Consider the following 23,469-nt stretch of genomic DNA (forward strand, 5'->3'; position numbering starts at 1 on the left):
GGATCGGCCAGGAGTCTGTATGCACGCACGGTGCTGCGCGGCACGGCACGGCACGGCACGCGAATCGACGTCAGCGCAGCGTGATCTCTTGGATCGTCGCCGACACCGACGACGGATCGTCGGCCGAGGTCTGTACCGAGCACGACCAGGCGACCGGCTCCGTCACCGGCCCACGCTCGTCGCGCTGCACGGCCGACTCGCCCGTGACGGAGGCCGATGCCGCCCCACCCCTTCCGCCCGCACCCTGCTCGACGCCCGTCGAGCGGGTGTCGACCACCTTCCACGGAGTCATCCCGTACTCGTCCCGCCACCACGCGACGATCGCCGGCCCCACCTTCGTCTCGCACGCCGCCCGCGCGACCCCGTCGAACGCGGTCTGCTGCCGCGTGCACCCGGTGAGCGCGACGAGCACCACCACGACGGCCGTGGCCGCGACGGTGCGGCTCCTCATGCCCTCATCGTGCCGGACGCCGCGCCGGCCGTACAGCCCGGCGACGACGGAGCGCGCGTCGCGGCCCCGGCGCTACGCCCCGCCGAGCGCCCGCGTCGCCAGGTGCAGCGCGAGCCGGGTCTCCGGGTCGCCGAGGTCCACTCCGAGCAGCCGCTGCACCCGGTCGATGCGGTCCGCCACGGTGTTGCGGTGCACCCCGAGCACCGCGGCCGTCTCTGCGACCGAGGACTCCGCGTCGAGGAACGCCGCGAGGGTCGAGCGGAGCGCCCCACCCCCGCGCTCCAGCGGCGCGAGGAGTTGCTCCGCCGCGGGCAGGAACGTGTCCGTCTGCGTCCACGCGAGCAGCAGCTGCGCGAGCCCGAGCCGGTCGACGTGCACGAAGAAGCCCGACTCCGGACGCGCGGCGGCCAGGCGGACGGCGTCACCCGCCTCGCCGAGCGTCCGCACGAGTCCCGCCGGACCGGCGTGCACGCTGCCGACACCGGCGTTCGTGTCGACCGCGGAGCGCAGGGCGTTCTGCGCCGCCCGGACCGAGGCGGCGACCGCGGCGACCGCGGCACGATCGGGTTCGTCGGGCGTCGAGGACCACACAGCCCACCCGTCGGTCTGCTCCACGACCACGACGTCGAGTCCGTGCCCGCCGAAGGCCGTCTCGACCTCGCCCCGCAGCGCCACGGCGTCGACCGGGCCCCGTGCGACGAGCCGGACGCCGACGTGCCAGGCGTCCAGCTCCCACCCGGCGGCGATGGTCCGTTGCACCAGGGGCGGGGCGGGCGCTCCGTCGGCGGTACGGAGGTCGTCGAGCATCGCCATCCGGTAGCGGGCGTCGCGCTCGTCGTCGAGCCGGGTGAGCACGAGCCGGTGGCCGGCCGCGACCGCCGCCACCCGGAGCGCGGTCGCCAGCACCGCCCGTTCTGCGCGCAGCGGCGTCGTGGTCCCCACCGCGAGCCACGCGCGCGGTCCGATGCCGGTCGGGACGGGCACGGCCACGACGGTCTCGCGGTCGTCGGTCGCCCAGACCGGTTCGCTCGTCCCCACCGTGCGAGCGAGCAGTGCGGCGGTCGCCGGTGCGACGCCCGCTCCGCGCAGGGGGCGCCCCGACGCGTCGAGGAACCGGACCGCGTGGCCGAGCTCGCGCTCGAGCCGCGCGAACAGCTCGTCCAGGGCGGGCCCGGCGTCGAGCCCGACGCGCGCCGCGACGACGGCGGCGCGGGCAGCGGGCGCATCGCCCGACCCGATGAGCTCGTGCACCCGGACCGAGGCCGCCCACGGATCCGGCGTGACGACCACCGCCACGCCGAGTCGCTCGGCGAGGGCGGCGGTGCCGGCTCCCGGCCGCGGCGTGCCGTCGACGGTCCCGACGAGGAGCACGGGGACCCCGGCGGCCGCCGCGCGACGGAGCAGCACGTCGAAGCGCGCGTCGAACCGTTCGACCGGGGTGAGCAGGACGACAGCTCCGTCCCCCGTCCCGAGCAGCCGACCGACGTGCTCGGGTGGGCCGACGATGCCGCGGACGGTGGCGACCGTGCCCGACGCCGGTCCGACGAGCAGCGCAGTACCATCCGGCAGCAGGGGCAGGAACTCGGCGACCGGGATCACGCCCCGACCTCCGGCACGACGTCGGCGTCGATCCCGAACGCCCGCGGCGACACGCGCGCCGTCCGGTCCGGCGTCGCCCACCACCACGGTGCGCCGGGCAGCACGAGCACGGCGAGCTCGTCCCCGACCCGTGCCCGCTCCGTGGCGACGGGGCGCAGGGAGCGCGCGTCGACGACGACGATGCAGCTCGGCGTGCTCGCGACCGGCTCGCCGTCCACCAGGCAGTGCACCCACTCGCTGCCCGCCTCGACCCGGACGACAGCTCCGGTCGCCGCGTCGCGGATCGCCATCGACCCGTGCACGAAGGCGACGACGTCACCGCTGCGCTGCACGTCGAGCACGCGGCCGCGGGCGACGACACGCGCGCCCTCGAGCCCGCGGACGAGGTCCTCGACCCCGGCCGACGCCGCGCAGGCGCGACCGGCGCGCAGGGCCCGGTCGACACTCCCCGGGATGCAGCGTCCGGCGAGCACCTCGGCGTCGACCGGGCCGACCGCGAACGCCGCCCACCCGCCGCTGTGCGACACCGCCTCGCGCCACACGGTCTCCAGGTCGCGGGCATCGGCCGTGTCGACCACGATGCGCAGGCCGCTCGACGTCACCGCCGCCGCGGTGACCACCGGCAGCGCGTCGACGAACAGGGACAGCTGGTCGATGCGCGGCGTCGCCCGACCGACCAGGTCCGCGTCGACGAGCGGCAGTCCCGCCGCGTGCGCCGTGAGCGCCGCAGCCGGCCCGGTGACGCCACCGATCTGCGCGGCGACGACCGCGTCGGCCCGCCGGCCGGTCCAGCGCTCGACGGCGGCGAGCGCGTCGGGCAGCTCCCGCCCGCTCGGCGTCTTCTCCTCGAGCACCGTGGTGGAGCCGACGAGTCCGACGGCCACCACCGCGCCGAGACGGGCGTCGACCGGGACGACGGGCACCCCGCCGGTCCCGAGCGCGCGCCGGAGCGCGTGCGCCGTGTGGTCGACCTGACCGCCACCACCGCACCCCAGGAGCGCGGTGCCGCGCGCGAAGTCGTCGACGTCGTCGGCCTGGAGGCCCGTCACGACCCCGTCACGCTGCTCACCACGGTGCACACCAGCGATCCTCGCGCATCGGCGCCGGTCAGCGCGCCCCCACCGGGGTGCGCTCGTGCAGCTGCTCGACGGGGACGAACGCGTCGTCCAGACCGAAGCACGACGGACCGAAGACCGCGAGGGCCTCGGGGGTGCGCATCAGGTCCGGCGTCGAGACCCCGATCACCCGGACGCGCTGGCCGTAGCGCAGCCGCTCCGTGGTGATCGGTTCGGCGGTCTCCGCGTCGAGGACGCAGATCAGGTCGGGCACGACGGCGACCAAGCGGCCGTCCCGTCGGGCGACGAGGTTCTCGTTCTGGAAGGCGATCTCGAGCTCGGAGCCGTCGGCACCCTGCACGACCGCGCGACCCTTCGCGAACCCGTCGACCGTGCGGCGCTCCACGTCGACGACCTTGCCGTCGAACAGCTCGCGCAGGTGCGTGTAGATCGTCTGCCCGAACGCCTCGGCGAGTCCCTCCACGGGGTCGCGGTGCTCCTCGCGTGCGCGGCGGATCGCACGCCCGACCGAGAGCGCCAGGGACAGCGTCCTGGGCACCGCGGTCGCGCGGACCTGGCTGCCGGTCATCGCGTACTCGGCGATGTACGCGACACCGCCGAGCCGGATCGTCACGCCGCGGGCGAGCCACTCCATCTGCCGGTTGTCGTGCCCGGTGTCGATGACGACACCGTGGCCGTTCTCGTCGCTGATCGCGAGCGGGGACCCGGGCACCCCGTACACCGAGAACGTCTCCATCTGCAGCTCGGGGAACGCACGGCCCATCCCGTCCGCGTCCACGACGGGCAGGCCGCCGGTGGCGCCGACGAGCAGCGGGATCATCGAGTTGATGCCGCCGCACTCGATCGGCATCGTCGCCGTGGCGGTCCGGCCGAGGTGCGCCTCGAGCCGCCGGAGGGCGCCGAGCGGCTCCGGACCCGCCGGCAGGCGCTCGAGCACGACGGTCGGGGCGCCCATCTGCGCAGTGGGGATGACGAGGGCGTCGTCCGGCACCTCGGACGGGTCGAGGACCGTCACCGGGCCGTGCTCCTCGATGGCCGCCTTGACGAGCAGCATCCCGATGAGCGGGTCGCCGCCACCACCGGTGCCGAGCAGCGCGGCGCCGCGGGCGAGGTCGGGCAGGTCGTCGACGTCGATGGTCCAGCTCATGCGTGTTCTCCCTCGCTGACGGTGCCGTCGTGGCGGACCGCCGGGGTGTCGTAGCCGAAGTAGCGGGGTCCGGCGAGCGCGAGGCCAGCCGGTGTGTGCCAGCGTGGGTCGGCCGGGGCGGTGACGATCCGGACGCGCGCGCCGAACCGCAGCCCCTCGGTGGTGATCGGTTCGCCGGTCTCGGCGTCCAGGGTGACGATCAGGTCGGGGGTGGTGGTGCGGACGGACCCGGCCACCTCGACCAGCAGGTGCTCGTTCTGGAACCGAAGCACGGCCTCCAGGCCGGTGTCGCTGCCGGAGCCGGCGATGCGGGCGGTGCCGCGGGCGAAGCCGGTGACGGTCTTGCGTTCGACGTCGGCGACCTTGCCCTCGAACACGACGGTCCCGCCGAGCACCGCGGTGACGGCGACGACGGGGTCCTCGTTCGCGGCACGGGCGTCGACGAGGGCCTCGCCGATCGCGACGCTGAGCGACAGACTGCCGCGGACGTACGACTGCTTGAGCTCGGCGCCGGACATCGCGTACTGCGCCGTGATCGCGGAGCAGCCCATCTCGACCGTCGCGGTGCGGGCGAGCCGTTCCGCCCACCGGTTGTCGACGGTGGCGAAGACGGCGGTGTTGCCCTTCTCGTCGGCGAGTGCCATCGGGGTCGCGCTGATGCCGGACAGCGTCGGCAGGACCATCTGGACCTCGGGGAAGGCACGGCCCATGCCGTCGCCGTCCACGAGCGGCAGACCGAGCTCGGCGGCGGCGACGATCGGGCTGGTGGAGTTGACGCCACCGACCTCGATGCAGGCGACGTGCGTCGGCGTGACGCCGAGGTGGGTCGCCAGGCTGCGGATCGCCTCGGCGAACTGCGCGCCGGACGGCAGCTTCTCCACCATCACGGTCGGCGCGCCGATCATGGCGACGTTGAGCACCACGGCGTCGTCGGGCAGGTCCGCGACCTGCACGACCGGCACCGGGCCGTGCTCGCGGACCGCGGCCTCGGCGAGCAGGCGGCCGATGTACGGGTCGCCGCCGCCGCCCGTGCCGAGGACGGCGGCGCCGCGGGCCAGCGCGGAACAGTCCGCACCGATCTCGGTGAGCGGACGGACGGGGACCGGACGCGTGTCGGTGACGGGGGCAGTGACCGTCGTCGTCATCGGACCAGCGCCCCGAGCGCGAGGTCGCCGACGGCCTTCGCGCGGATCCGGGTGGCGTTGCCGGGCAGGTACGGGATCGGGACCTCGTCGAAGTCGACGATCGCGACACTGGACGGGTCCGCACCCGCGGCGACGGCACGGTCGACCGCTTCCTGCCGGGCCTCGTCGACCACAGCGGACCGCTTGCCGTCGCTGATGGCGTAGACCTTGTCGACCTCGCCCGAGACCTGGGCGATCGCGGCACCGATGGCGTTGGCCACGGAGTAGTGCTCGGGCCGGTGCACGGTGCCGAGTCCGGGCAGGGTGTCCGGCAGCAGGACGGAGCCGCCGCCGACCGCGACCACGGGCAGCGGGTCCGACGAGGTGCGCATGCGCTCAACGACGTCGGCGACGCGCTCGGCGATCACCGCGAGGGCTCGCTCGGCGACCTCGGCCGGCACCCCGGCGACGCGGGAGGTGTCCCCGATGGCGCCCCGACCGCCGCGGACGGCCACGTCGGTCGCGGTCAGGGTGTCGCCGCCGAACACGAGCCCCTCCTCGGTGAGCCGGTAGCCGACCGAGTCCGGTCCGACCAGGGCGCCGTCCTCGCGGATGCGCGAGCCGCCCCCGATGCCGATCGACAGCACGTCGGGCATCCGGAAGTTCGTCCGGATGCCGGCGACGGCGACCTCGCCGGTGGCCTCGCGCGGGAACCCACCGGCCAGCACGCCGACGTCGCTCGTGGTCCCGCCGACGTCGACGACCGCGCAGGTGTCGAAGCCGGACAGCACGGCCGCGCCGCGCATCGAGTTCGTCGGTCCGGAGGCGAAGGTGGCGACCGGGTACCGACGGGCGTACTCGACGTCCATGAGCGTTCCGTCGTTCTGGCTGAGGAACAGGGGCGCGTCGATGCCGCTGCCCGCGACGGACCCGGACAGTCCGTCGACGATGCGTTCGGCGAGTTCACGGAGCGCGGCGTTGATGATCGTGGCGTTCTCGCGCTCGAGCAGTCCGATCCGACCGATCTCGCTCGACAGCGAGAACGCGACGTCCTGACCGAGCTCGGCGGCCATGACGTCCTGCGCCCGCTGCTCGAACTCGTCGTTGATCGGGGAGAACACCGACGAGATCGCGACCGACCGGATGCCGGCGGCGCCGATCGCCTCGGCGTGCCGCTTCAGCTCGTCCGCGTCGAGCTCTGAGATGACCCGCCCGTCGAACTCGTGACCGCCGTGCGCCAGGAACGCCCGACCCTGCACGGCGCCGACCAGGTGCCTGGGCCAGTCGGTGAAGGGCGGCAGGGACGCGGTCGCCGGCAGGCCGAGGCGGACCGCGGCGGTCGGGGCGAGCCCGCGGGCCTCGATGAGCGCGTTGATGAAGTGGGTGGTGCCGATCATCACGCCGTCGATGTCCGCCGAGGTGAAGTCGCGCTGCTCGCGCAGGCCGGCGAGGGCGGCGACGATGCCGGACGTGACGTCCTGGGTCGTCGACCGCTTCACGGCCGCGGCGACCGTGCTGCCGTCCATCAGGACGGCGTCCGTGTTCGTGCCGCCGACGTCGATGCCGATGCGCATGGGGTTCCTCTCGGGGTGGTGCGGGTGGTGGTGGAGCGTGCTGGTGGTGCGTGCTCGTGGTGCGTGCTCGGGTGGTGTCGGAGCGGGTGGTGCGTGCTCGGGTGGTGCTGGAGCGGGTGTCGGGCCGGCCGTGCCGTGTCCGGATCAGGGGGCCACGGCACGGCCGGCGACGAGGGGGCGGTCGGCAGGGGGGACGCCGACCGCCGGCTTCAGGGCGCCGGCGCGGGGGCGGGCGCGGCCGCCGGGGCCTCGCTCGTCGTGGCGTCGCCGACCGCTGCCGGAGCCTGCTCGGTGCGGCTGACCCCGACCCCGCGGACCCACCCGGCCTTGCCGGCGATCACGTAGAGCACGAAGGCGATGACGACGGAGTTGATCGACGGGATGCCGACGGTCACGAAGTAGCCGACCAGTGCCGCGACGGCCCAGATGACGAGCGTCGCCGGGACCCACGTCGGACTGGTCGCCGGCAGCCCCTCGCTCTCGCTGAGCTCACGGCGCCAGCGCTTCACGACGAAGTACTCGGCGACCATGATCCCGGCGATCGGCGGGAACACGACGCCCAGCACGATGAGGAACGGGGTGAACGCGTCGAGGAACCCGACCGCCGCCAGGACCGACCCGACGACACCGAGCACGAGGGTGACGACACCGCGGTTCACCTTGCGGCCGAACACCACGTCGATGAAGTTCGTGACGCCGAGGCTCGAGCTGTAGATGTTCCAGTCGTTGATCTTGAACGTGCCGAGCAGGATCACGAGGATGCCGACCCAGCCGACGCTCGAGGTGATGACCCGCGTGATGTCGGACGACCCGACGGCGTGGGCGAGCAGCACACCCGCGAGCCCGATGACGTACTCCCCCAGCGTGACGCCGAGCGCGGTCTGCTTGACGACGTCGCCGACGGAGCGGTTGAAGCGCGTCATGTCGGGCGTGATGACCGCGCCGACGATGAACCCGCCTGCCACGAGCGTGGTGCCGGCGACGAAGCTCAGCTCGGGGCCGGCCGGGGCCTTCGCGGCGAGCTCAGCGATCGAGTGCCGGCTCAGCTCGACCGTCACGGCCCAGCCGACCAGGATGAGGAAGAGCGGCACCGTGATGTTCGCGAGCCACTGCATCGAGTGGAAGCCGCGGAGCACGATCGCCGTCACGAGCAGGCCGAACACGAGTGACCACGCCCACGCGGGCAGGATCGGCAGGATCGCGACGAGGCCGGCGGCGGAGACGCCCGACTGGATGCCGAACCAGCCGATCAGGCTGAGGCCGATCGCCAGCCCGACGAGCGCCGAGCCGGCCTTGCCGAAGCCGGTCCACCGCGCGATGACCGACGTGTTGAGACCCTCGCGCATGCCGATGATGCCGACGAAGACCGACACGATCTCCAGGATCACGGCACCGAGGGTGATCGCCCAGAACGCCTGCCAGAAGCCCATGCCGAACCCGAGTGTGGCGCCGAGCAGGAACTGGGACAGGGCGGAGATCTGCCCGAACCGCTGCACCGCGACCTGGAACCAGCCGTAGCGGGCGGAGGCGGGGACACGGGACAGGGAGTGGTCGTCGACGACGACGGACGGGGCTGGTGGTGCTGACGCTGCACTGGCCATCGGATGCTCCTGGGGGAAGGGGTGCCGGTCGGGGCGACCGGGTTGCGGCAACCGTAGTGACGACCCAGGAGCGGGTGAACGTGCAGGATGTCGTTACGGGCAGGTGAATCCGTGCAGTGTGCACAGGGCCCCGCCTGGGAGTGCGGCCGCCAGCTCGGCGAGCTCGCGGGTTCGTGGTTCGTGGTTCGTGGTTCGTGGTTCGTGGTTCGAACCGCTCGTCCGACATCGAACCAGCCACCCGGCCTGGCTCGATGTCGGATCCGTGGTTCGACACGAGAGCGTCCGGGAACGACGAAGGCCCCGCCGCAGTGCGACGGGGCCTTCTCAGGTGTGCGCTCGAAGGGACTCGAACCCCCAACCTTCTGATCCGTAGTCAGATGCTCTATCCATTGAGCTACGAGCGCATCCGGTCTTTCGACCGATGCTGGCCTTGCGGCCGTGGAAGACTCTACAACAGGTGCGGCGCGGAACGCGAATCGAGCCGCCTCGCACGGAGCCCTCGGCGTGTCGCGGGGTCAGGCGACGGTCGGCTCCTCGTCGAACACCTCGGCCAGGAACACCTGCAGCGCCTGCCACGAGCGGCGGTCGGCGCGCTCCTGGTACTGCGCCCCGTGGTCCGGTGCATTCGTCCCCGGCACCGCGAACGCGTGCATCGCGCCCGAGTAGGTCACGACCTGCCAGTCGACCGACGGCACGGCGCGCATCTCGTCCTGCCACTCGGCGACCTTCGTGTCCGGCACCATCGGGTCCGCTCCTCCGGTGAGCACGAGCAGCTTCGCCCGGATCGCGGACGCGTCCGACTGCTCGTGCACGATGAGTCCGCCGTGGAACGACACCGCACCGACCAGGTCGGCGCCGGTGCGGGCGAGTTCGATCGCGCCGGAGCCGCCGAAGCAGTACCCCATCACGACGATGCGGGAGTGGTCGACGTCGGGGTCCTCGCGCAGGCGGTCGAGACCGGCCGTGAGCCGCGCGCGGAACAGCGGCAGGTCCTGGTAGTACGAGCCGGCGACCTGTCCGGCGGTGTCGTCGCCGGGACGGACGCCCTCGCCGTACACGTCGGCACCGAACGCGACGTAGCCGAGGCGGGCGAGCATGGTCACCCGGGCCTCGACGTGCTCGTTGACGCCGTGCCAGTCGTGGACCACGAGCACGGCCGGGCGCGGGCCCGACACGGCGTGGTCCTTGGCCAGCACACCGAGGAGCGCGGAGCCCTCGTGGTCGTACCGGACGGGCTCGACGCGGACGTCGGAGCCGGCGGGTGCGGGGACGGTGGACAGGACGTCGTCGGTGGTCTTCACGTCACCGGACGCTACGCCGCGCGGCTCGCACTGCTCCGAGACACCTCTCGGTGCGCGAGACGCCGCCGTCTCCTCGGGGACGAGACGCCCCGCATCCGCCGAGACACCGCACGCCGACCGAGACGCCACCACTTGCGACGGCGTCTCGCGGACCCAGCGGCGTCTCGTGCACACACCGGCGTCTCCGTGGCGCGAGTGACAGACGGCCGGGAGGCGCGTGGCGGGCCCACCACGCGCCTCCCGTCCGACACGGCGTCGGCCGGCCGACGCGCTGTCAGCAGTCGATGTTGTCCCAGCTCTCGGGACCGGCCGACCCGGCCGCGTACTCGTCGAGCGGCGCCTCCCCGTCGCGCCAGGCCTGCAGGAACGGCTCGACGACCTTCCACCCCTGCACGGCGCTGTCGCCGCGCACCGACAGGGTCGCGTCGCCCTCGAGCACCCCGGCCAGGACCTCGCCGTACGCGCTGAGCCGACCCGGGTTGAAGGTCACCGACAGGGCCGTGTGGTCGATCGTGTACGGGTCGCCGGGGCCGTTCACGTTGAGCTCGAGCTGCATCTCGTCGGGGGCGATCCAGATCCGGAGCTTGTCCGGCCGCTCGGCACCGGTCAGCCCGTTCGGCACGTGCGGCGAGTCCTTGAAGGTGATGACGATCTCACGGCGCTGCTGCTCGAGCGCCTTGCCGGAGCGGAGCGTGAACGGCACGCCCGCCCAGCGCCAGTTCGCGACCTCGAGGGTCAGCTGCGCCAGGGTCTCGGTGCCGAGCGACGGGTCGACGCCGTCCTCGTCGACGTACGACGGCAGCTCGCGGTCGCCGATCGTGCCGGCGGTGTAGCGCGCACGCTTGCCCGCCGCGACGACGTCCCCGCCCCACGGCCGCACGGCACGGAGCACGAGCTCCTTCTGGGTGCGCAGGTCGTCGGCGTCGATGGACGCGGGGGCCTCCATCGCGACGACGGCCATCACCTGGAGCAGGTGGCTCTGGATCATGTCGACCAGGGCACCGGCCTTGTCGTAGTAGCGTGCACGGCCCTCGAGCCCGAGGGTCTCGTCGTAGACGATGTCGACACGGTCGACGTGCGCAGAGGACAGCAGCGGCTCGATGATGCGGTTCGCGAAGCGGAGCCCGAGCAGGTTGAGGACCGTCGAGCGACCGAGGAAGTGGTCGACGCGGTGGATCCGCTCCTCGGGCAGGAACGAGTGCAGCAGGTCGTTGAGGTGCTCCGCGCTCTCGGCGTCGGTACCGAACGGCTTCTCGAGCGCGAGCCGCGTCCCCGACGGCAGGTCGAGGTCCTTCAGGACGGCGCAGCTCTTCTCGGTCACGGCCGGCGGCAGCGCGAAGTAGATCGCCGGGTCGTGGTCGCATGCCGCGAGCAGGGTCCGCAGGTCGTCCGCGTCGGTCACGTCGGCCTTGCGGTACGTCGAGGCGTTGACCACGTCGACCAGCCGCCTGCTCAGCTTCTCGCCGCCGTCCTGCGCGCCCTCGTCCTCCTCGTTCTTCGAGGCCTGGGCGTTCTCGAAGGACGTGCGCACCTGCGCCTTCCAGTCCTCGTCCGAGATGTCCTCGACGCCGGCACCGACGAGCTGGACGTCCCAGTCGTCCTTGACCTCGAGGAGGGTGGCGAGACCGGGCAGCAGCAGGCGCTTGGACAGGTCGCCGCTGGCTCCGAGGATGAGCAGGCTGGTCTGGAGGCTCGACATGCCCCCGACGGTACTCACGCGTTCCGGCGCGTGGCCGGGTTGCGTCGGTACGGTGGGTCCAGTCCGGCGCGAGGGAGCACCATGAGCAGTGGGTACGGAGGGCGGCGCATCCGCGTCGCCGTCATCGGCACCGGGATGATCGCCGGGGTGCACGCCCGGGCCGCTCGGGCAGCGGGCGCCGAGGTCGTCGGGGTGCTCGGCCGGACGCCGTCCCGGTCGGAGCAGGTCGCCGCACAGCTCGACGTGCCCCGCGGCTACGCCTCGCTCGACGAGGTGATCGCCGACGCGCCCGACGTCGTGCACGTCTGCACGCCGAACGACCAGCACCACCCGCAGTCGTTGGCGGTGATCCGCGCGGGCATCAACGTCGTGTGCGAGAAGCCGCTCGCGATCAGCGCCGAGCAGGCCGCCGAGCTCGTCGCCGCCGCGGACGAGGCCGGCGTGGTCGCGACCGTGCCGTTCGTCTACCGGTACCACCCCGTCGTGCGGGAGATCCGCGCCCGGGTCGCCGCCGGGGAGCTCGGACGGCTGCTCGCCGTGCACGGCCACTACCTGCAGGACTGGATGCTCGACGAGGACGCCTCGAGCTGGCGCGTCGACGCCGGCGCCGGCGGGGTGTCCCGGGCGTTCGCGGACATCGGCTCACACTGGTGCGACCTGGTCGAGTTCGTCACCGGCGAGCCGTTCGCGTCCGTCAGCGCCGCGACGGACATCGTCTACCCGACCCGGCCGGCGGCGTCCGGCCCGTCGTTCTCCGGTTCCCCGGACCCGGACCCGGTGGCGGACGCCGGGCAGCGGGCGGAGGTCACCACGGAGGACACCGCGGTCGCGACCTTCCGGACCGGCACCGGACGCATCGGCAACGTCGTCGTCTCGCAGGTCGCGGCCGGGCGGAAGAACCGGCTGTGGTTCGAGGTCGACGGCACCCTCGGGTCGGCGGCCTTCGACCAGGAGCAGCCCGAGTCGGCGTGGTTCGGCAACGAGCGCGGTGCGCAGATCGTGGTCCGAGACCCCTCCCTCGGGTTCCCCGACCAGCGTCGCCTCGCGGTCGTGCCGGCCGGGCACCCGCAGGGGTACCTCGACGCCTTCGCAGCGTTCGTGGCCGACACCTACGCGGCGGTCCGCGCGGAGGGCGACCGCACCGCCTGGCCCGACGGGCTGCCGACCTTCGCGGACGGTGCCCGCGCGGCGTCCGTCATCGAGACCGTCGTCGCGAGCGCCTCCGACGGTGCCTGGCGCCCCATCCCCTGACCCCGCCGCTCGACCTGAGGGCGTACAGGAAACGGCGAGCACGGTGGGTGCATGAGCACGACCGTGAGCGACTTCGTCATCGACCGCATCAAGGCATGGGGCGTCTCGCGCGTCTTCGGCTACCCCGGCGACGGGATCGGTGCGTTCGACGGGGCCCTCGGCAAGGCGGACGGCAGCGAGCGCGAGCTCGAGTACGTCCGCCCGACGCACGAGGAGATCGCCGCGCTGATGGCGACCGCGCACGCGAAGTTCACGGGCGAGGTCGGGGTCTGCGTCGCGACGTCGAGCCCTGGTGCCTTCCACCTCCTCAACGGCCTGTACGACGCGCAGATGGACAACCAGCCGGTCGTCGCGATCGTCGGCCAGCAGGGCCTCGCCTCGATCGGCAGCTTCACGCAGCAGGAGTCGAACCTCGAGCGCGTGTTCGCCGACGTCGCCTGCTACGTGGAGACCGTCGCCACCCCGGACGCCGTCGGGGTGGTCGTCGACACGGCCTTCCGCACCGCGATGCTCCGGAAGCAGCCGGCCGTCGTCGTGCTCCCCCACGACGTGCAGGCGATGGCGTACGAGGCCCCGGCCGCCGAGCACTGGGTGTCGCGGTCGAGCGACGTCGCCCCGTCGACCCGGATCGTGCCGCCGCAGGACCAGATCGCACGCTTCGCCGAGATCCTGAACGCTGGCGAACGCGTGACCTTCCTGGTCGGTGCCGGCGCACGCGGCGCCACGGACCTGGTGCTCGAGGCCGCCGAGAAGACCGGCGCCGGCATCATCACGGCGCTCCGCGGCAAGGACGTCGTGCCCTCCGACGTGCCGTACCACACGCAGCAGGTCGGGCTCCTCGGCTCCCGCCCGAGCCTGACGCAGATCGAGGAGTGCGACACGATCGTGCTCCTCGGCTCGAACTACCCCTACGGCGAGTACCTGCCCGCCTCCGGTCAGGCACGCGGCGTGCAGGTCGACATCAAGCCCGAGCAGATGGGCCTGCGGTACCCGACCGAGCTCAACCTGTGGGGCGACGTCGGCGCGACGCTGCAGGCGGTCATGCCGCTGCTGCGCGACAAGCAGGACACCGCGTGGCAGGAGAAGCTCGCCGGCGAGATGCGCGAGTGGGAGGCGGAGATGCACCGCCAGGCCGAGGTGGCCTACGACGACGGCGTCAACCCGCGGCGCGTCATCCGGGCCGTGAACGAGCGGCTCCCCGAGGGCGTCACGGTCACCTGCGACGCCGGGACCACGGCCGACTGGTACGGCCACCACATCCGGCTCCGCCGCGGCATGCACGGCGACATGTCCGGCCGACTCGCGACGATGCTCGCGGCGATGCCGTACGCCGTCGCCGCGAAGTTCGCCTTCCCGGACGCCCCGGCGGTGTGCACCATCGGCGACGGCGCGTTCCAGATGCTCGGCATGAACGAGCTCATCACCGTGAAGAAGTACATGGCCCAGTGGCCCGACCAGCAGCTCGTCATCGTGGTCATGCACAACGACGACCTCGGCCAGGTCTCGTGGGAGATGCGGACCGAGGACGGCAACCCGATGTGGTCCGGTTCGCAGGACGTCGAGACGATGGACTACGCCGGGTACGCCAGACTGCTCGGCTTCGAGGGCATCGCCGTGCACAGCGACGACGAGGTCGACGCGGCGGTCGAGCGGGCGTTCGCGAACCCCGGCGTGACGCTCATCGACGCGTACGTCAGCCGGAACGTGCCGCCGCTCCCGCCGCACATCACCGCCGAGTACGCCGTGAACACCGCGAAGAGCCTGCTGAAGGGCGACCCGGCGGAGCTCGGTGTCATCAAGGACTCGGCGAAGGCCATGGCTGCCGAGGCCGTCGAGCGGGTGAAGGGCGCACTCGGGCGCGACTGACACCGTGACCGGGTCGGGATCTGTCCCCCGAACGGGAGGAACGTCCCCCGTGGTGTGAACAACACGTGACGTGTTGCGGCAACGCCTGGCGCGTTGCCTGTGCGGTTTCGTAGGTTCAGCGCCGATGAACGCTCACACTCCCCCGCGTCGCCGGCGCCTGGCCGGGGCCTCCGCCCTGGTTGCCGCCGGCGTCCTCACCGCCCTCACCGTCCCGTCCGCTGCCCTCGCCGCCGAGGGTGACACCACCATCGACATCCTCGACGTGAACGACTTCCACGGTCGGATCGAGTCGGAGGGCACCGCCGCCGACAAGGCTGCCGGAGCCGCGAAGCTCGCCGGCGTCGTGCAGTCCTACCGCGAGGCCAACCCGAACACGATCTTCGCCAGCGTGGGTGACAACGTCGGTGCTTCGACGTTCACCTCCCTGATCCAGCAGGACGCACCGACGATCGACGCCCTGAACGCGATGGACCTCGACGTCAGCGCGATCGGCAACCACGAGCTCGACAAGGGCCAGGACGACCTGACAGGACGCATCGAGGACCGGGCGGAATGGCCCTACGTCTCGTCGAACATCGTCAAGGCGGGCACGACCGACCCGGCGTTCACGCCCTGGTCGATCGTCGAGCGCGGCGGCGTGAAGGTCGGCTTCATCGGAGCGACGACCGAGGACCTCATCCCCGGTCTCGTCAGCCCCGGAGGCGTGCAGGGCCTCGCGATGGCGCCGATCGTCAGCCAGGTCAACCGCTACGCCGAGGAGCTCACCGACGGCAAGGCCGAGAACGGCGAGGCGGACGTCCTCGTGCTGCTCGTGCACGAGGGCGCGACCACGAGCGCACTGTCGGACGCCACCGGCACCGGCGCGTTCGGCAAGATCACCTCGGGCGTCTCGTCGAAGGTCTCGGCGATCGTCTCGGCGCACACGCACGCCACCTACGACCACTCGATCGCAGGGCCCGACGGGACGCCGCGCCCGGTCATCCAGACCGGCTCGTACGGCGTGAACTTCGGCCACCTCCAGCTCACGGTCGGCTCCGACCGGAAGCTCAAGGGCATCACCTCCGAGGTCCGGTCCGTGAACGGGTTCACCGGTGTCCCGGCGGACCAGTCCTCCGTGCAGGCCGTCACGGGCATCGTCACCGCGGCGAAGGCGAAGGCCGACGTCGAGGGTGCGAAGAAGCTCGGCGACATCACCGGTGACCTGCGTCGCGCCGTGCAGTCCGACCGGAAGACCGAGAACCGCGGCGGCGAGTCCGTCCTGGGCAACTACATCGCCGAGGTGCAGCGCGCTGCGACGAGCAGGCAGGGCTCGCAGGTCGCCTTCATGAACCCCGGCGGTCTCCGCACCGACATGCTGTTCGCCTCGAGCGGCGCGAACGACCCGGACGGCCAGGTGACCTACAAGGAGGCCGCCCTCGTCCAGCCGTTCGCCAACACCCTCGTCACGCAGGACATGACCGGCCAGCAGATCAAGGACGCCCTCGAGCAGCAGTGGCAGCCGGACGGCCTCGAGCGGCCGTTCCTCAAGCTCGGCGTCTCCGACGGGTTCGCGTACACCTACGACCCCGACGCCGCACGAGGATCGCGCATCACCGCGATGACGCTCGACGGCGCTCCGATCGCACTCGACGACACCCTCAAGGTCACGATCAACTCGTTCCTGTCGACCGGCGGTGACAACTTCGCGGCCTTCACCTCGGGCACGGACAAGGCCGACTCCGGCACCGTCGACCTGCAGGCGCAGGTGGACTACTTCGTCACCAACCCGGTCGTCACCCCGCCGACCGACCAGCGGGCGGTGGGCGTCGTCACCACGCCCGTCCCGGCCGAGGGCTTCCAGCCGGGTGACGAGGTCTCGATCGCCCTGTCGTCCCTCGTCTTCAGCAGCGACGACCCGGCCGCCGCGGGCACGGTGTCCGTCAGCGCGGGTGACGTCGTCCTTGCTCAGTCCGCGATCGACCCGACCATCGTCGACAAGCGGGACGAGCAGGGCCGTGCGACCCTGACGTTCACCGTCCCGGGCGCCGAGGAGACCGGGACCGTGGCCCCTGCGGGCAACGCGCTGCGTGTCACCGCCCTGGCCGCTCCGACCGCGACGACCGACGAGCCGCTCGTCGTCACCCTGCCGAACGGGCAGACGATCACCCTCGCGGTGACGATCCCGGTCGAGACCGCCGCCGAGCCGGAGCCGACCGACCCCGGCACCGGTGACCCCACCGACCCGGGCACCCCGGGCGCGGGGACGCCCGGCACGGGAACGCCGAGCGCCGGCGCCCCCGTCGGCGGCGGCGTCTCGGACGGCAGCCGACCGGGCGCCGCCCGCGGCGACCTGGCGTTCACGGGTGCCGACCTGGTGGTCCCGGGGATCGCCGCCGGCGTCCTGCTGCTCGCCGGCGCCGTGGCACTCGTGCTCGTCCGCCGGAAGCGCACCGTCGAGGACGCGCCGGTCCTGACGGACTGACACCGCGCCTCCAGGCCGCACAACGCGCGACGGGCCGCCCCACCTGGTGGGGCGGCCCGTTCCGCTGTCCGTTCCCGGGCGGAAACCGCTGGACGCCAGCCAGGGGAGGTACGCTCCCCCTTGTCGCATCGCGATGCGTCGCGCCGGGTCGTCCCCCCAGGGGGCGGACGGTGGTTCCGTCCGCCGGACTCCGCGGCGCGGGTGCTCTCCGTCTCCAGGGAAACGACGGAGGGCACCCACCTCGGCACCCAGCGTCATCAGCGGAAGAGCTGCTCTCCGACGTACGACCCCTTCCGCGGCGCCGGCGGTACGGCGAAGACGCCGGACCCGATGTGTGACACGTACTCGTTCAGGCGGTCGGACGCCCCGAGCTTCCGCTGCAGCGTCGTGAAGTGCTCCGGGTCGTTCACGTACGCCGCGAAGAGCAACCCGGCGTCGAGCTGGCCGTACTGGTTCAGTCCGTCCGTGTAGTTGTAGCCGCGGCGCAGGATCTTCACGCCGCCGTTGTTCTCGTGCGCGGCGAGGGCGACGTGCGAGCGCGCGTCGATCGCGGTCCCGCCCTCGGTGCCGTGCGGCGCCCGGGCGTGGAAGTCCGGCGTCGTGTGCTCGGACCCGCCGGACAGGGGCGCGCCCTCGACCTTCGTCCGGCCGAACACGCGCTGCTGGTCGCTGACGACGTCGGCGTCCCACGTCTCGAGGTTCATCCGGATCTTCCGGACCACCTGGTAGGTGCCACCGGCCATCCACCCGGCGGCGTCGTCGAGCCACACGAAGCGGTCGTACTCGTCGTCCGTGGTGATGTTCCGGGTGCCGTCCTTGAACCCCATGAGGTTGCGCGGCGTCGACTGCGTGGGGCCGGCGGAGGCCCGACCGAACCCGATGACGGTCCACCGGACGGTCGCGGTGCCCCGGGCCATCCGCGCCAGGTCCCGCACGGCGTGGTACGCCACCTGCGGGTCGTCGGCGCAGGCCTGCAGGGACAGGTCCCCGCCGGTCAGCTGCTCGTCGAGGGTGTCACTGGGCAGCGCGGGGATCGGGGCGAGGTTCGCGGGACGCTTCGCCGCCAGGCCGAACCGCTCGTCGAAGACACCCGGGCCGAGTCCGACCGTGACGGTGAGCGACGCCGGGCCGAGGTCGAGTGCCTCGCCCGTGTCGGCGCCGACGCCGTCACCGTGCGCGGGTTCGACGCTGCCGATCGTCCGGCCGGCCTGCAGCTGCGCGATAGCGGCCGACCAGCGCGCGAGCAGGACCTGCAGCTCGGTCACGGTCGACGCCGTCAGGTCGAACACCATGAAGACGCAGTGCCGCTGCGGCGTCGTGCGGATCCCGCCCTGCGGCTGCCGGGCGGCGGTCGCGTAGAACGGCACCGACTGCGACAGGTCGATCGACTCGTCGGCGTTCGCGGCCGCGGCGAAGGGGTCGACGCCGGTCGCGACCGTGGCCCCGGCGACGCCGGCGACCGCACCCACGCCGGCACCGGCTGCGGCGAGCCCGGCGCCGAGCAGACCGCGGCGGGAGAACCGGGACGCGGTCACGCCGTCGCGACCTTCTCGGCCAGGCGGGACAGCGGGTCCTGGAGCGCCTGGACCTGCTGCGAGATGCGGTTCGCGTCCTTCGCCTTGGCGGCGGCGTCCCACGTGGCGAAGCCGCCGAGCGAGTCCGCGTCGCGGAAGCCGTCCATCAGCGTGTTCGTGGAGTCGAACTGCGCGGCGATCTGCTTCGTCAGGGCCGGGTCCACCTTGGTCAGGCCGGGCTTGAGGTACGCGAAGGCCTGTCGGGCGCCCTCGACGTTCGCGGCGAGGTCGACGAGGTCGATGTGGCTGTACGCCTCCTCCTCCCCGGTGATCTTGTTCGACTGGACCTCCTCGAGCAGCCCGGCGGCGCCGTTCGCCAGGTCCTCGGGCTTGTACTCGATCGACGGCACGCGCTTCGCGAGGAGTTCGACGTCGGCGGTCAGCGCCGCAGCCGTCTGCTTCGTCGACGCGGTGATCGCACCGGCCTCGAAGAGGTCCTTCTCGACGGCGTGGAAACCGCTCCAACCGACGGCGTCGTCGAGGTTCGACGCGCGCATGTCGATCAGGTAGTCCAGGTTGCCGGCGTTGTCGGTGGCCGAGAACCCCTTCTTGACGAAGCCGTCGACGTCGCTCTCGACGTGCTCGTAGAACGGACGGGCGGCCGCGTAGTCGCGCTTCGCGGCCTCGAGGTCACCCGCGTCGACGTCGTGCTGCAGCTGCTGCACGGCCGCCACCATGTCGGTGACCTGCCCGTCGACGTAGGTCGCGTAGCCCTTCGCACCGTCGGCCAGCAGGGTGGCGGCGCTGCTGTTCGCGGTCGAGGCGGCCTTGCCCGTGACGGTGAAGTCCGTGAGCTCGCGCTCCGCACCGGGGCAGTACACCTGGTACTTCCCCCGCCCAGCGTGGCGGTGAAGCGGACGGCGTCGAGCCCGGGGGCCAGGTTCTCCTTCTCGCCCAGGATGCGCTGGTCCTGCAGGAGCTCCACCTCGGTGATGGCAGTGGACGACTCGTTGTGCACCGTGAACGTGACGGGGCCCGCGGGGACCGTCGTGGTCGACACGGCGCAGGCATCGGATCCGTCGTTCGTCAGGGTGATGGTGACGCGGGAGACCTTCCCGGTGCCGCTCGACGCGTCGTCGGCGGGCGAACCGGCCGAGCAGCCGGTCAGGGCGAGGGCGGTGACGGTGCCGAGGGCACCGACGACGATCAGGGGGCGGGCGACGCGGGGTCGGGCGGCCAGGGGGCGGGTGGTCCTACCGAACGGCATGGTCGAGGCTCCTTGCAGGGACGTCGGCGGGCGGTCCGCGCGACGGGTCGGTTCCGGGGGTGGTGGTCGGTGGGGCGACCGCACGACGGCGGTCGCGGAGGGCGAGCAGCGCCTGGGCGGCGGCGGCGACGAGGAGCACGACCGGCAACCAGGAGTCCCAGAGCCGCAGCTCGGCGGCGCGGGTCCGTGCAGCGGCCAGCTCGGCGGACGCGCGGTCGACACGGTCCGTCGGCACCGCCCACACCGAGCGGTCCAGCGTGGTGGTGCGCGCGGCCGGGAGGCCCCCACCGCTCAGCGTGAGCACGTCGCGTTCCGAGCGGGTCGCGTCCAGGACACCACCACCGACGGTGGTCAGGGTGACGGTGTCGCGGACGGCCCACCGGGCGCTGAACGGCCCGGGGTTCGTGCTCGGCGAGACGCCGACGGGGACCCGACCGAACAGGCCGACCAGGTCGTCGAGCGTCAGCGAGGTGGGCCGGTCGGTCGCCGGGACGTCCTCGGTGACCTGCCAGCGGTCCGCGGCGACGCCCGAGCGGGTCACGCGGCGGTGGGCCGACGCGGGCAGGGCGAGTCGTGCCTCCCGGCCGGTGCCCGCGACGCGCAGGACGGCGGCCGCTCCGTCGACGTCGGCCGTGACGGAGCGTGCGTCCCCGGAGACCGCGGTCGTGCGCGGCAGGTCGGCGCCCGGGCTCGGGACGGCCAGCGCCAGGACGACCGCCGCGGCCGCGAGCCCGGCGGCGACCAGCGAGCGGACCGACGGGACGCGGGCCGCCGACGGACGCCAGCGGCGCGGCCAGACCGCGATCGCCAGGACCGGGACGACGTAGAGGAGCCAGCCGGTCACCTCGATCACGCGGGGGTCGGGGGGATGCCGAGCACACCGGTGACGAGCGCGCCGCGGAGCGACCCGTTCGGGGCGAGCCAGCCGAGGTCGACGGTGCGCTGCTGGCCGATGACGATCCAGCCCGCCTCGTGCGCGTGCCGCAGCGCGGTCAGGACGAGGCCGCCGGCGACGAAGACGAGGAAGACGCCGGTGCCGGTGAAGAAGCGGCCGAGGTCGAGGCGGACGCCGCCCGTGTAGATGCCGTACCCGATCGCGACGGCGACCGCGATGCCGATCACCGCGCCGAGGGCGGCCGAGCCGGTGTCGGACGAGGCCTGGAAGGTGGCGAGGAGGAAGACCGAGGTCTCGAAGCCCTCCTTGAGGACGGCGAGGAACGCCATGCCGGCGAGGGCCCACGCGGTGCCCCGACCGAGCGCAGCCGAGGCGCTGGCCTGCAGGTCCCGCGAGAGGGTGCGCGCATGGGTGCGCATCCAGACGATCATGCCGGTGACGAAGACCACGGCGACGGCGCCGATGATCGTCTCCATGCCCTCCTGCTGGGCCTGCGGCAGGGCCTGCTCGACGAGCTGCAGCCCGAAGCCGACGGCGATGCTCAGCGCGACCGCGAGCCCGACCCCGGCCCACATCGGGGCGAGGGGCGTGCGGTTGCGACGGAGGAACGCGGCGATGATGCCGACGATGAGCGTCGCTTCGAGGCCTTCGCGGAGACCGATGACGAGGGTGGCGATCATGGCGAAGGTGAGGCTAACCTAACCAGCCCGCGGCTCGCCACTCCTGCGACGTGGGGTTTGATTGTTCTCATGAACGTGCTGACCCCGGAGGCCCTGGCGTCGGTCACCGACGTGCTCGACCTCGCCGGGGTGTTCGCGTCCGCGCTGCTCGGCGGCTCGCTCGCGCGCACGATGGACTTCGACCTGTTCGGTTTCCTCGTGGTCGGGTTCGTCTCCGGGCTCGGCGGCGGCATGCTCCGCGACACCCTGCTGCAGAACGGCCCACCGGTCGCGCTCGTCGACCCGCTCTACCTGCCGGTGGCGATCGCCGGCGCGCTGGTCGCGTTCCTCGTCTCGTTCTCGGAGCTCACCTGGGACCGGCTCTTCACCGTGCTCGACGCCGCCGTCATCGGGTTCTGGTCCGTGGTCGGGGTCCAGCGCACCTTCGACGCCGGGCTCGGCTGGCCGGCCGCCATCATCATGGGCACGATCACCGCGGTCGGCGGCGGCGCGATGCGCGACCTGCTGCTCCGGCGCGTGCCCGCGGTGTTCGGCGGGAACGCGCTGTACGCGACCGTGGCGGTCGCCGCGTCGGCGGTGATGGTGGTCGCCTCGTACCTCGGGTCGCCGTCGGTCGGGATCATCGCCGCGATCGTGCTGTCGCTCGGGCTCCGCTACGGCGCCGTCAAGCGCGGCTGGGGGCTGCCGAACGGTCGCGACTGGCAGCCGAAGTCGACGCTCGGCGCACTGCTGCAGCGCGGCCGACGGCTCCGACCGGACGCGATCCGGCTGCTCCGTCGTCCCGGGCGCCGGACCGGCCGCGGGGCCGTGCGGAGCGACCGGGACACGCCCGACGACGCCTGAACCGCCCGTGACCGCAGCGCCGTGACGCGGTGGACCGCCCGCCCGGGGTCAGCGGACCGGCGTCATCGGGGCGCACGGGAGGTACCATCGGTACCGCCGGGTATCGACCCGGCGACCACCGTCCTCGACGCACCGACACGACCCGAACGTGGCGGTCCACAGAGCGACGGGGCCGGGGGCCCCGCTGGTGCCGCGCGTGAGACTGACGCGCGGCTCGGCAGGTCTCCGAGGGCCGCACCGTCAGCAGGTGCGGCACGGCCCGTGCGCCACCGACGCGCGGGGATCGACCGGGCGGCGCACCACCGTCCACGATGACGATCACGGACCAGGACCCATGAGCGACGACGCTTCCTCCCCCACCCCCAGGACGCCCCGCGCCGAGGTGCGCGAACGACTGCTCGTCGCCGGAGCGGACGTGTTCGCCGAGTCCGGCGTGCACGGTGCCCGGCTCGACGACGTCGCCGCGCGCGCCGGCTTCAGCAAGGGCGCCGTGTACTCGAACTTCTCGTCGAAGCAGGACCTCGTCGCCCAGGTCATGCAGCGCTCGACGAACCGGATCCTGGCGGCACTGCAGGAGGTCGTGCGCGAGGACGTCGCCGCCACGAGCATCGCCGACGTCGTCCGGGCGGCCTTCGGACGGTACGACCAGGGACGGCAGTTCGCCCTCGTCTCCGAGCTCCGCGGGTACGCCCTGCGGCACCCGGAGTTCATGCCCGAGTTCGTCCGCCAGCGTCGCGAGCTGCAGGACGGCGTGCTCGACCTGGTGCGCCTGTGGTTCGGCGCGCACCCGGAGGTCGAGCCGGGCATGCCGCTCGAGGACTTCGCGACGCTGCTCGTCGGCGCCAACGTGGGGATCGTGTTCGACGGACCCGCGCTGCCCGGGGTGAACCCGGGCGACGTCATCGCGAGCCTGGTCGACGCGGTGGTGCGCCCGCGGCGCTGAGGCGCGCGGCGCGCGCAGCGCACGCGGCGCTGAGGCGCGCGGCGCGCGCAGCGCGCGCGGCGCTGACGCGGGCGGGCGGCACGGCGCGGGCCGGCGCGCCGGGCGCACAACCGGAAGCACGTCGCGCCACGCGGTTCCGCGGTGCGACGTGCTCACCGTCGTGCGCGCACGCCGCAC

General features: G+C 73.0%; 18 protein-coding genes and 1 tRNA gene. 5 read left to right on the forward strand and 14 right to left on the reverse strand.

Translation table 11 applies throughout. From position 1 onward, the window contains the following. Positions 1–70: 70 nt before the first annotated feature. From LCG91_RS12270 to LCG91_RS12315, 10 genes are all read right to left on the reverse strand, one after another. The gene (locus tag LCG91_RS12270; protein WP_224441527.1) at positions 71–451 is read right to left on the reverse strand and encodes a hypothetical protein; all 381 of its coding nucleotides are present in this window, start codon (positions 449–451) and stop codon (positions 71–73) included. 72 nt (positions 452–523) lie between these two features. Next, positions 524–2,050, reverse strand: a complete 1,527-nt coding sequence (locus LCG91_RS12275; protein WP_224441528.1) for a PucR family transcriptional regulator — start codon at positions 2,048–2,050, stop codon at positions 524–526. Continuing rightward, positions 2,047–3,129: a DUF917 domain-containing protein gene (locus LCG91_RS12280; RefSeq protein WP_224441529.1), complete on the reverse strand. Its 1,083-nt coding sequence runs from the start codon at positions 3,127–3,129 to the stop codon at positions 2,047–2,049. Before LCG91_RS12280 ends, LCG91_RS12275 begins: the two co-directional genes overlap by 4 nt. A 28-nt stretch (positions 3,130–3,157) precedes the next feature. Continuing rightward, on the reverse strand, positions 3,158–4,273 hold the full coding sequence (locus LCG91_RS12285; RefSeq protein WP_224441530.1) for a DUF917 domain-containing protein: 1,116 nt from the start codon (positions 4,271–4,273) through the stop codon (positions 3,158–3,160). Beyond that, positions 4,270–5,418: a DUF917 domain-containing protein gene (locus LCG91_RS12290; RefSeq protein ID WP_224441531.1), complete on the reverse strand. Its 1,149-nt coding sequence runs from the start codon at positions 5,416–5,418 to the stop codon at positions 4,270–4,272. The genes LCG91_RS12285 and LCG91_RS12290 overlap by 4 nt, the downstream gene beginning before the upstream one ends. Then, positions 5,415–6,971 (reverse strand): hydantoinase/oxoprolinase N-terminal domain-containing protein, encoded by a 1,557-nt coding sequence (locus tag LCG91_RS12295; RefSeq protein ID WP_224441532.1) that lies wholly within the window; start codon positions 6,969–6,971, stop codon positions 5,415–5,417. Before LCG91_RS12295 ends, LCG91_RS12290 begins: the two co-directional genes overlap by 4 nt. A gap of 209 nt (positions 6,972–7,180) precedes the next feature. Further along, a complete protein-coding gene (locus tag LCG91_RS12300; RefSeq protein ID WP_224441533.1) occupies positions 7,181–8,572 on the reverse strand; it encodes a purine-cytosine permease family protein in 1,392 nt (463 codons plus the stop codon). A gap of 331 nt (positions 8,573–8,903) precedes the next feature. Further along, positions 8,904–8,976 (reverse strand) — tRNA-Arg (locus LCG91_RS12305). 111 nt (positions 8,977–9,087) lie between these two features. Continuing rightward, entirely contained in the window at positions 9,088–9,873 is a 786-nt protein-coding gene (locus LCG91_RS12310; protein ID WP_224441534.1) for a dienelactone hydrolase family protein, read from the reverse strand. 274 nt (positions 9,874–10,147) lie between these two features. After that, a complete protein-coding gene (locus LCG91_RS12315) occupies positions 10,148–11,572 on the reverse strand; it encodes a glucose-6-phosphate dehydrogenase (protein WP_224441535.1) in 1,425 nt (474 codons plus the stop codon). Positions 11,573–11,653: 81 nt separating this feature from the next. Here LCG91_RS12315 and LCG91_RS12320 point away from each other — a divergent pair, with 81 nt between their 5' ends. The 3 genes from LCG91_RS12320 to LCG91_RS12330 all read left to right on the forward strand — a co-directional run bounded on the left by LCG91_RS12320 (position 11,654) and on the right by LCG91_RS12330 (position 17,150). Then, positions 11,654–12,823, forward strand: coding sequence for a Gfo/Idh/MocA family protein (locus LCG91_RS12320; protein WP_224441536.1), 1,170 nt, complete (start codon positions 11,654–11,656; stop codon positions 12,821–12,823). Positions 12,824–12,874: 51 nt separating this feature from the next. Then, positions 12,875–14,689: a thiamine pyrophosphate-requiring protein gene (locus tag LCG91_RS12325; protein WP_224441537.1), complete on the forward strand. Its 1,815-nt coding sequence runs from the start codon at positions 12,875–12,877 to the stop codon at positions 14,687–14,689. A gap of 124 nt (positions 14,690–14,813) precedes the next feature. Next, positions 14,814–17,150, forward strand: coding sequence for a bifunctional metallophosphatase/5'-nucleotidase (locus LCG91_RS12330; RefSeq protein ID WP_224441538.1), 2,337 nt, complete (start codon positions 14,814–14,816; stop codon positions 17,148–17,150). 257 nt (positions 17,151–17,407) lie between these two features. Here LCG91_RS12330 and LCG91_RS12335 read toward each other — a convergent pair whose 3' ends face one another. The 4 genes from LCG91_RS12335 to efeU form a co-directional block, all read right to left on the reverse strand. Then, complete coding sequence (locus tag LCG91_RS12335; protein ID WP_224441539.1) at positions 17,408–18,685, reverse strand: Dyp-type peroxidase; 1,278 nt, start codon at positions 18,683–18,685, stop codon at positions 17,408–17,410. After that, entirely contained in the window at positions 18,682–19,545 is an 864-nt protein-coding gene (locus LCG91_RS12340; RefSeq protein WP_224441540.1) for an EfeM/EfeO family lipoprotein, read from the reverse strand. The genes LCG91_RS12335 and LCG91_RS12340 overlap by 4 nt, the downstream gene beginning before the upstream one ends. Before the next feature lie 372 nt (positions 19,546–19,917). Continuing rightward, positions 19,918–20,784 carry a hypothetical protein gene (locus tag LCG91_RS12345; protein WP_224441541.1) on the reverse strand — a complete coding sequence of 289 codons (867 nt, stop codon included), beginning with the start codon at positions 20,782–20,784 and terminating at the stop codon, positions 19,918–19,920. Next, complete coding sequence (gene efeU, locus LCG91_RS12350; protein ID WP_224441542.1) at positions 20,781–21,506, reverse strand: iron uptake transporter permease EfeU; 726 nt, start codon at positions 21,504–21,506, stop codon at positions 20,781–20,783. The genes LCG91_RS12345 and efeU overlap by 4 nt, the downstream gene beginning before the upstream one ends. Before the next feature lie 69 nt (positions 21,507–21,575). On the opposite strand from efeU, the gene LCG91_RS12355 reads away from it, so the two are divergent. Together LCG91_RS12355 and LCG91_RS12360 are read left to right on the forward strand one after the other, a co-directional pair. Continuing rightward, a complete protein-coding gene (locus LCG91_RS12355; protein WP_058729199.1) occupies positions 21,576–22,349 on the forward strand; it encodes a trimeric intracellular cation channel family protein in 774 nt (257 codons plus the stop codon). A gap of 334 nt (positions 22,350–22,683) precedes the next feature. Beyond that, positions 22,684–23,292 carry a TetR/AcrR family transcriptional regulator gene (locus tag LCG91_RS12360; protein ID WP_082687784.1) on the forward strand — a complete coding sequence of 203 codons (609 nt, stop codon included), beginning with the start codon at positions 22,684–22,686 and terminating at the stop codon, positions 23,290–23,292. Positions 23,293–23,469: the final 177 nt, after the last annotated feature.

This window comes from Curtobacterium sp. TXMA1 (assembly GCF_020162095.1).
Classification (GTDB): Bacteria; Actinomycetota; Actinomycetes; order Actinomycetales; family Microbacteriaceae; genus Curtobacterium.

Excerpts from the sequence above, each read along its gene's own strand:
- LCG91_RS12270 (WP_224441527.1), bottom strand. The coding sequence starts at position 451 with ATGAGGAGCCGCACCGTCGCGGCCACGGCCGTCGTGGTGGTGCTCGTC.
- LCG91_RS12285 (WP_224441530.1), bottom strand. The coding sequence starts at position 4,273 with ATGAGCTGGACCATCGACGTCGACGACCTGCCCGACCTCGCCCGCGGC.
- LCG91_RS12290 (WP_224441531.1), bottom strand. The coding sequence starts at position 5,418 with ATGACGACGACGGTCACTGCCCCCGTCACCGACACGCGTCCGGTCCCC.
- LCG91_RS12295 (WP_224441532.1), bottom strand. The coding sequence starts at position 6,971 with ATGCGCATCGGCATCGACGTCGGCGGCACGAACACGGACGCCGTCCTG.
- LCG91_RS12300 (WP_224441533.1), bottom strand. The coding sequence starts at position 8,572 with ATGGCCAGTGCAGCGTCAGCACCACCAGCCCCGTCCGTCGTCGTCGAC.
- LCG91_RS12315 (WP_224441535.1), bottom strand. The coding sequence starts at position 11,572 with ATGTCGAGCCTCCAGACCAGCCTGCTCATCCTCGGAGCCAGCGGCGAC.
- LCG91_RS12320 (WP_224441536.1), top strand. The coding sequence starts at position 11,654 with ATGAGCAGTGGGTACGGAGGGCGGCGCATCCGCGTCGCCGTCATCGGC.
- LCG91_RS12325 (WP_224441537.1), top strand. The coding sequence starts at position 12,875 with ATGAGCACGACCGTGAGCGACTTCGTCATCGACCGCATCAAGGCATGG.
- LCG91_RS12330 (WP_224441538.1), top strand. The coding sequence starts at position 14,814 with ATGAACGCTCACACTCCCCCGCGTCGCCGGCGCCTGGCCGGGGCCTCC.
- efeU (WP_224441542.1), bottom strand. The coding sequence starts at position 21,506 with ATGATCGCCACCCTCGTCATCGGTCTCCGCGAAGGCCTCGAAGCGACG.
- LCG91_RS12355 (WP_058729199.1), top strand. The coding sequence starts at position 21,576 with ATGAACGTGCTGACCCCGGAGGCCCTGGCGTCGGTCACCGACGTGCTC.
- LCG91_RS12360 (WP_082687784.1), top strand. The coding sequence starts at position 22,684 with ATGAGCGACGACGCTTCCTCCCCCACCCCCAGGACGCCCCGCGCCGAG.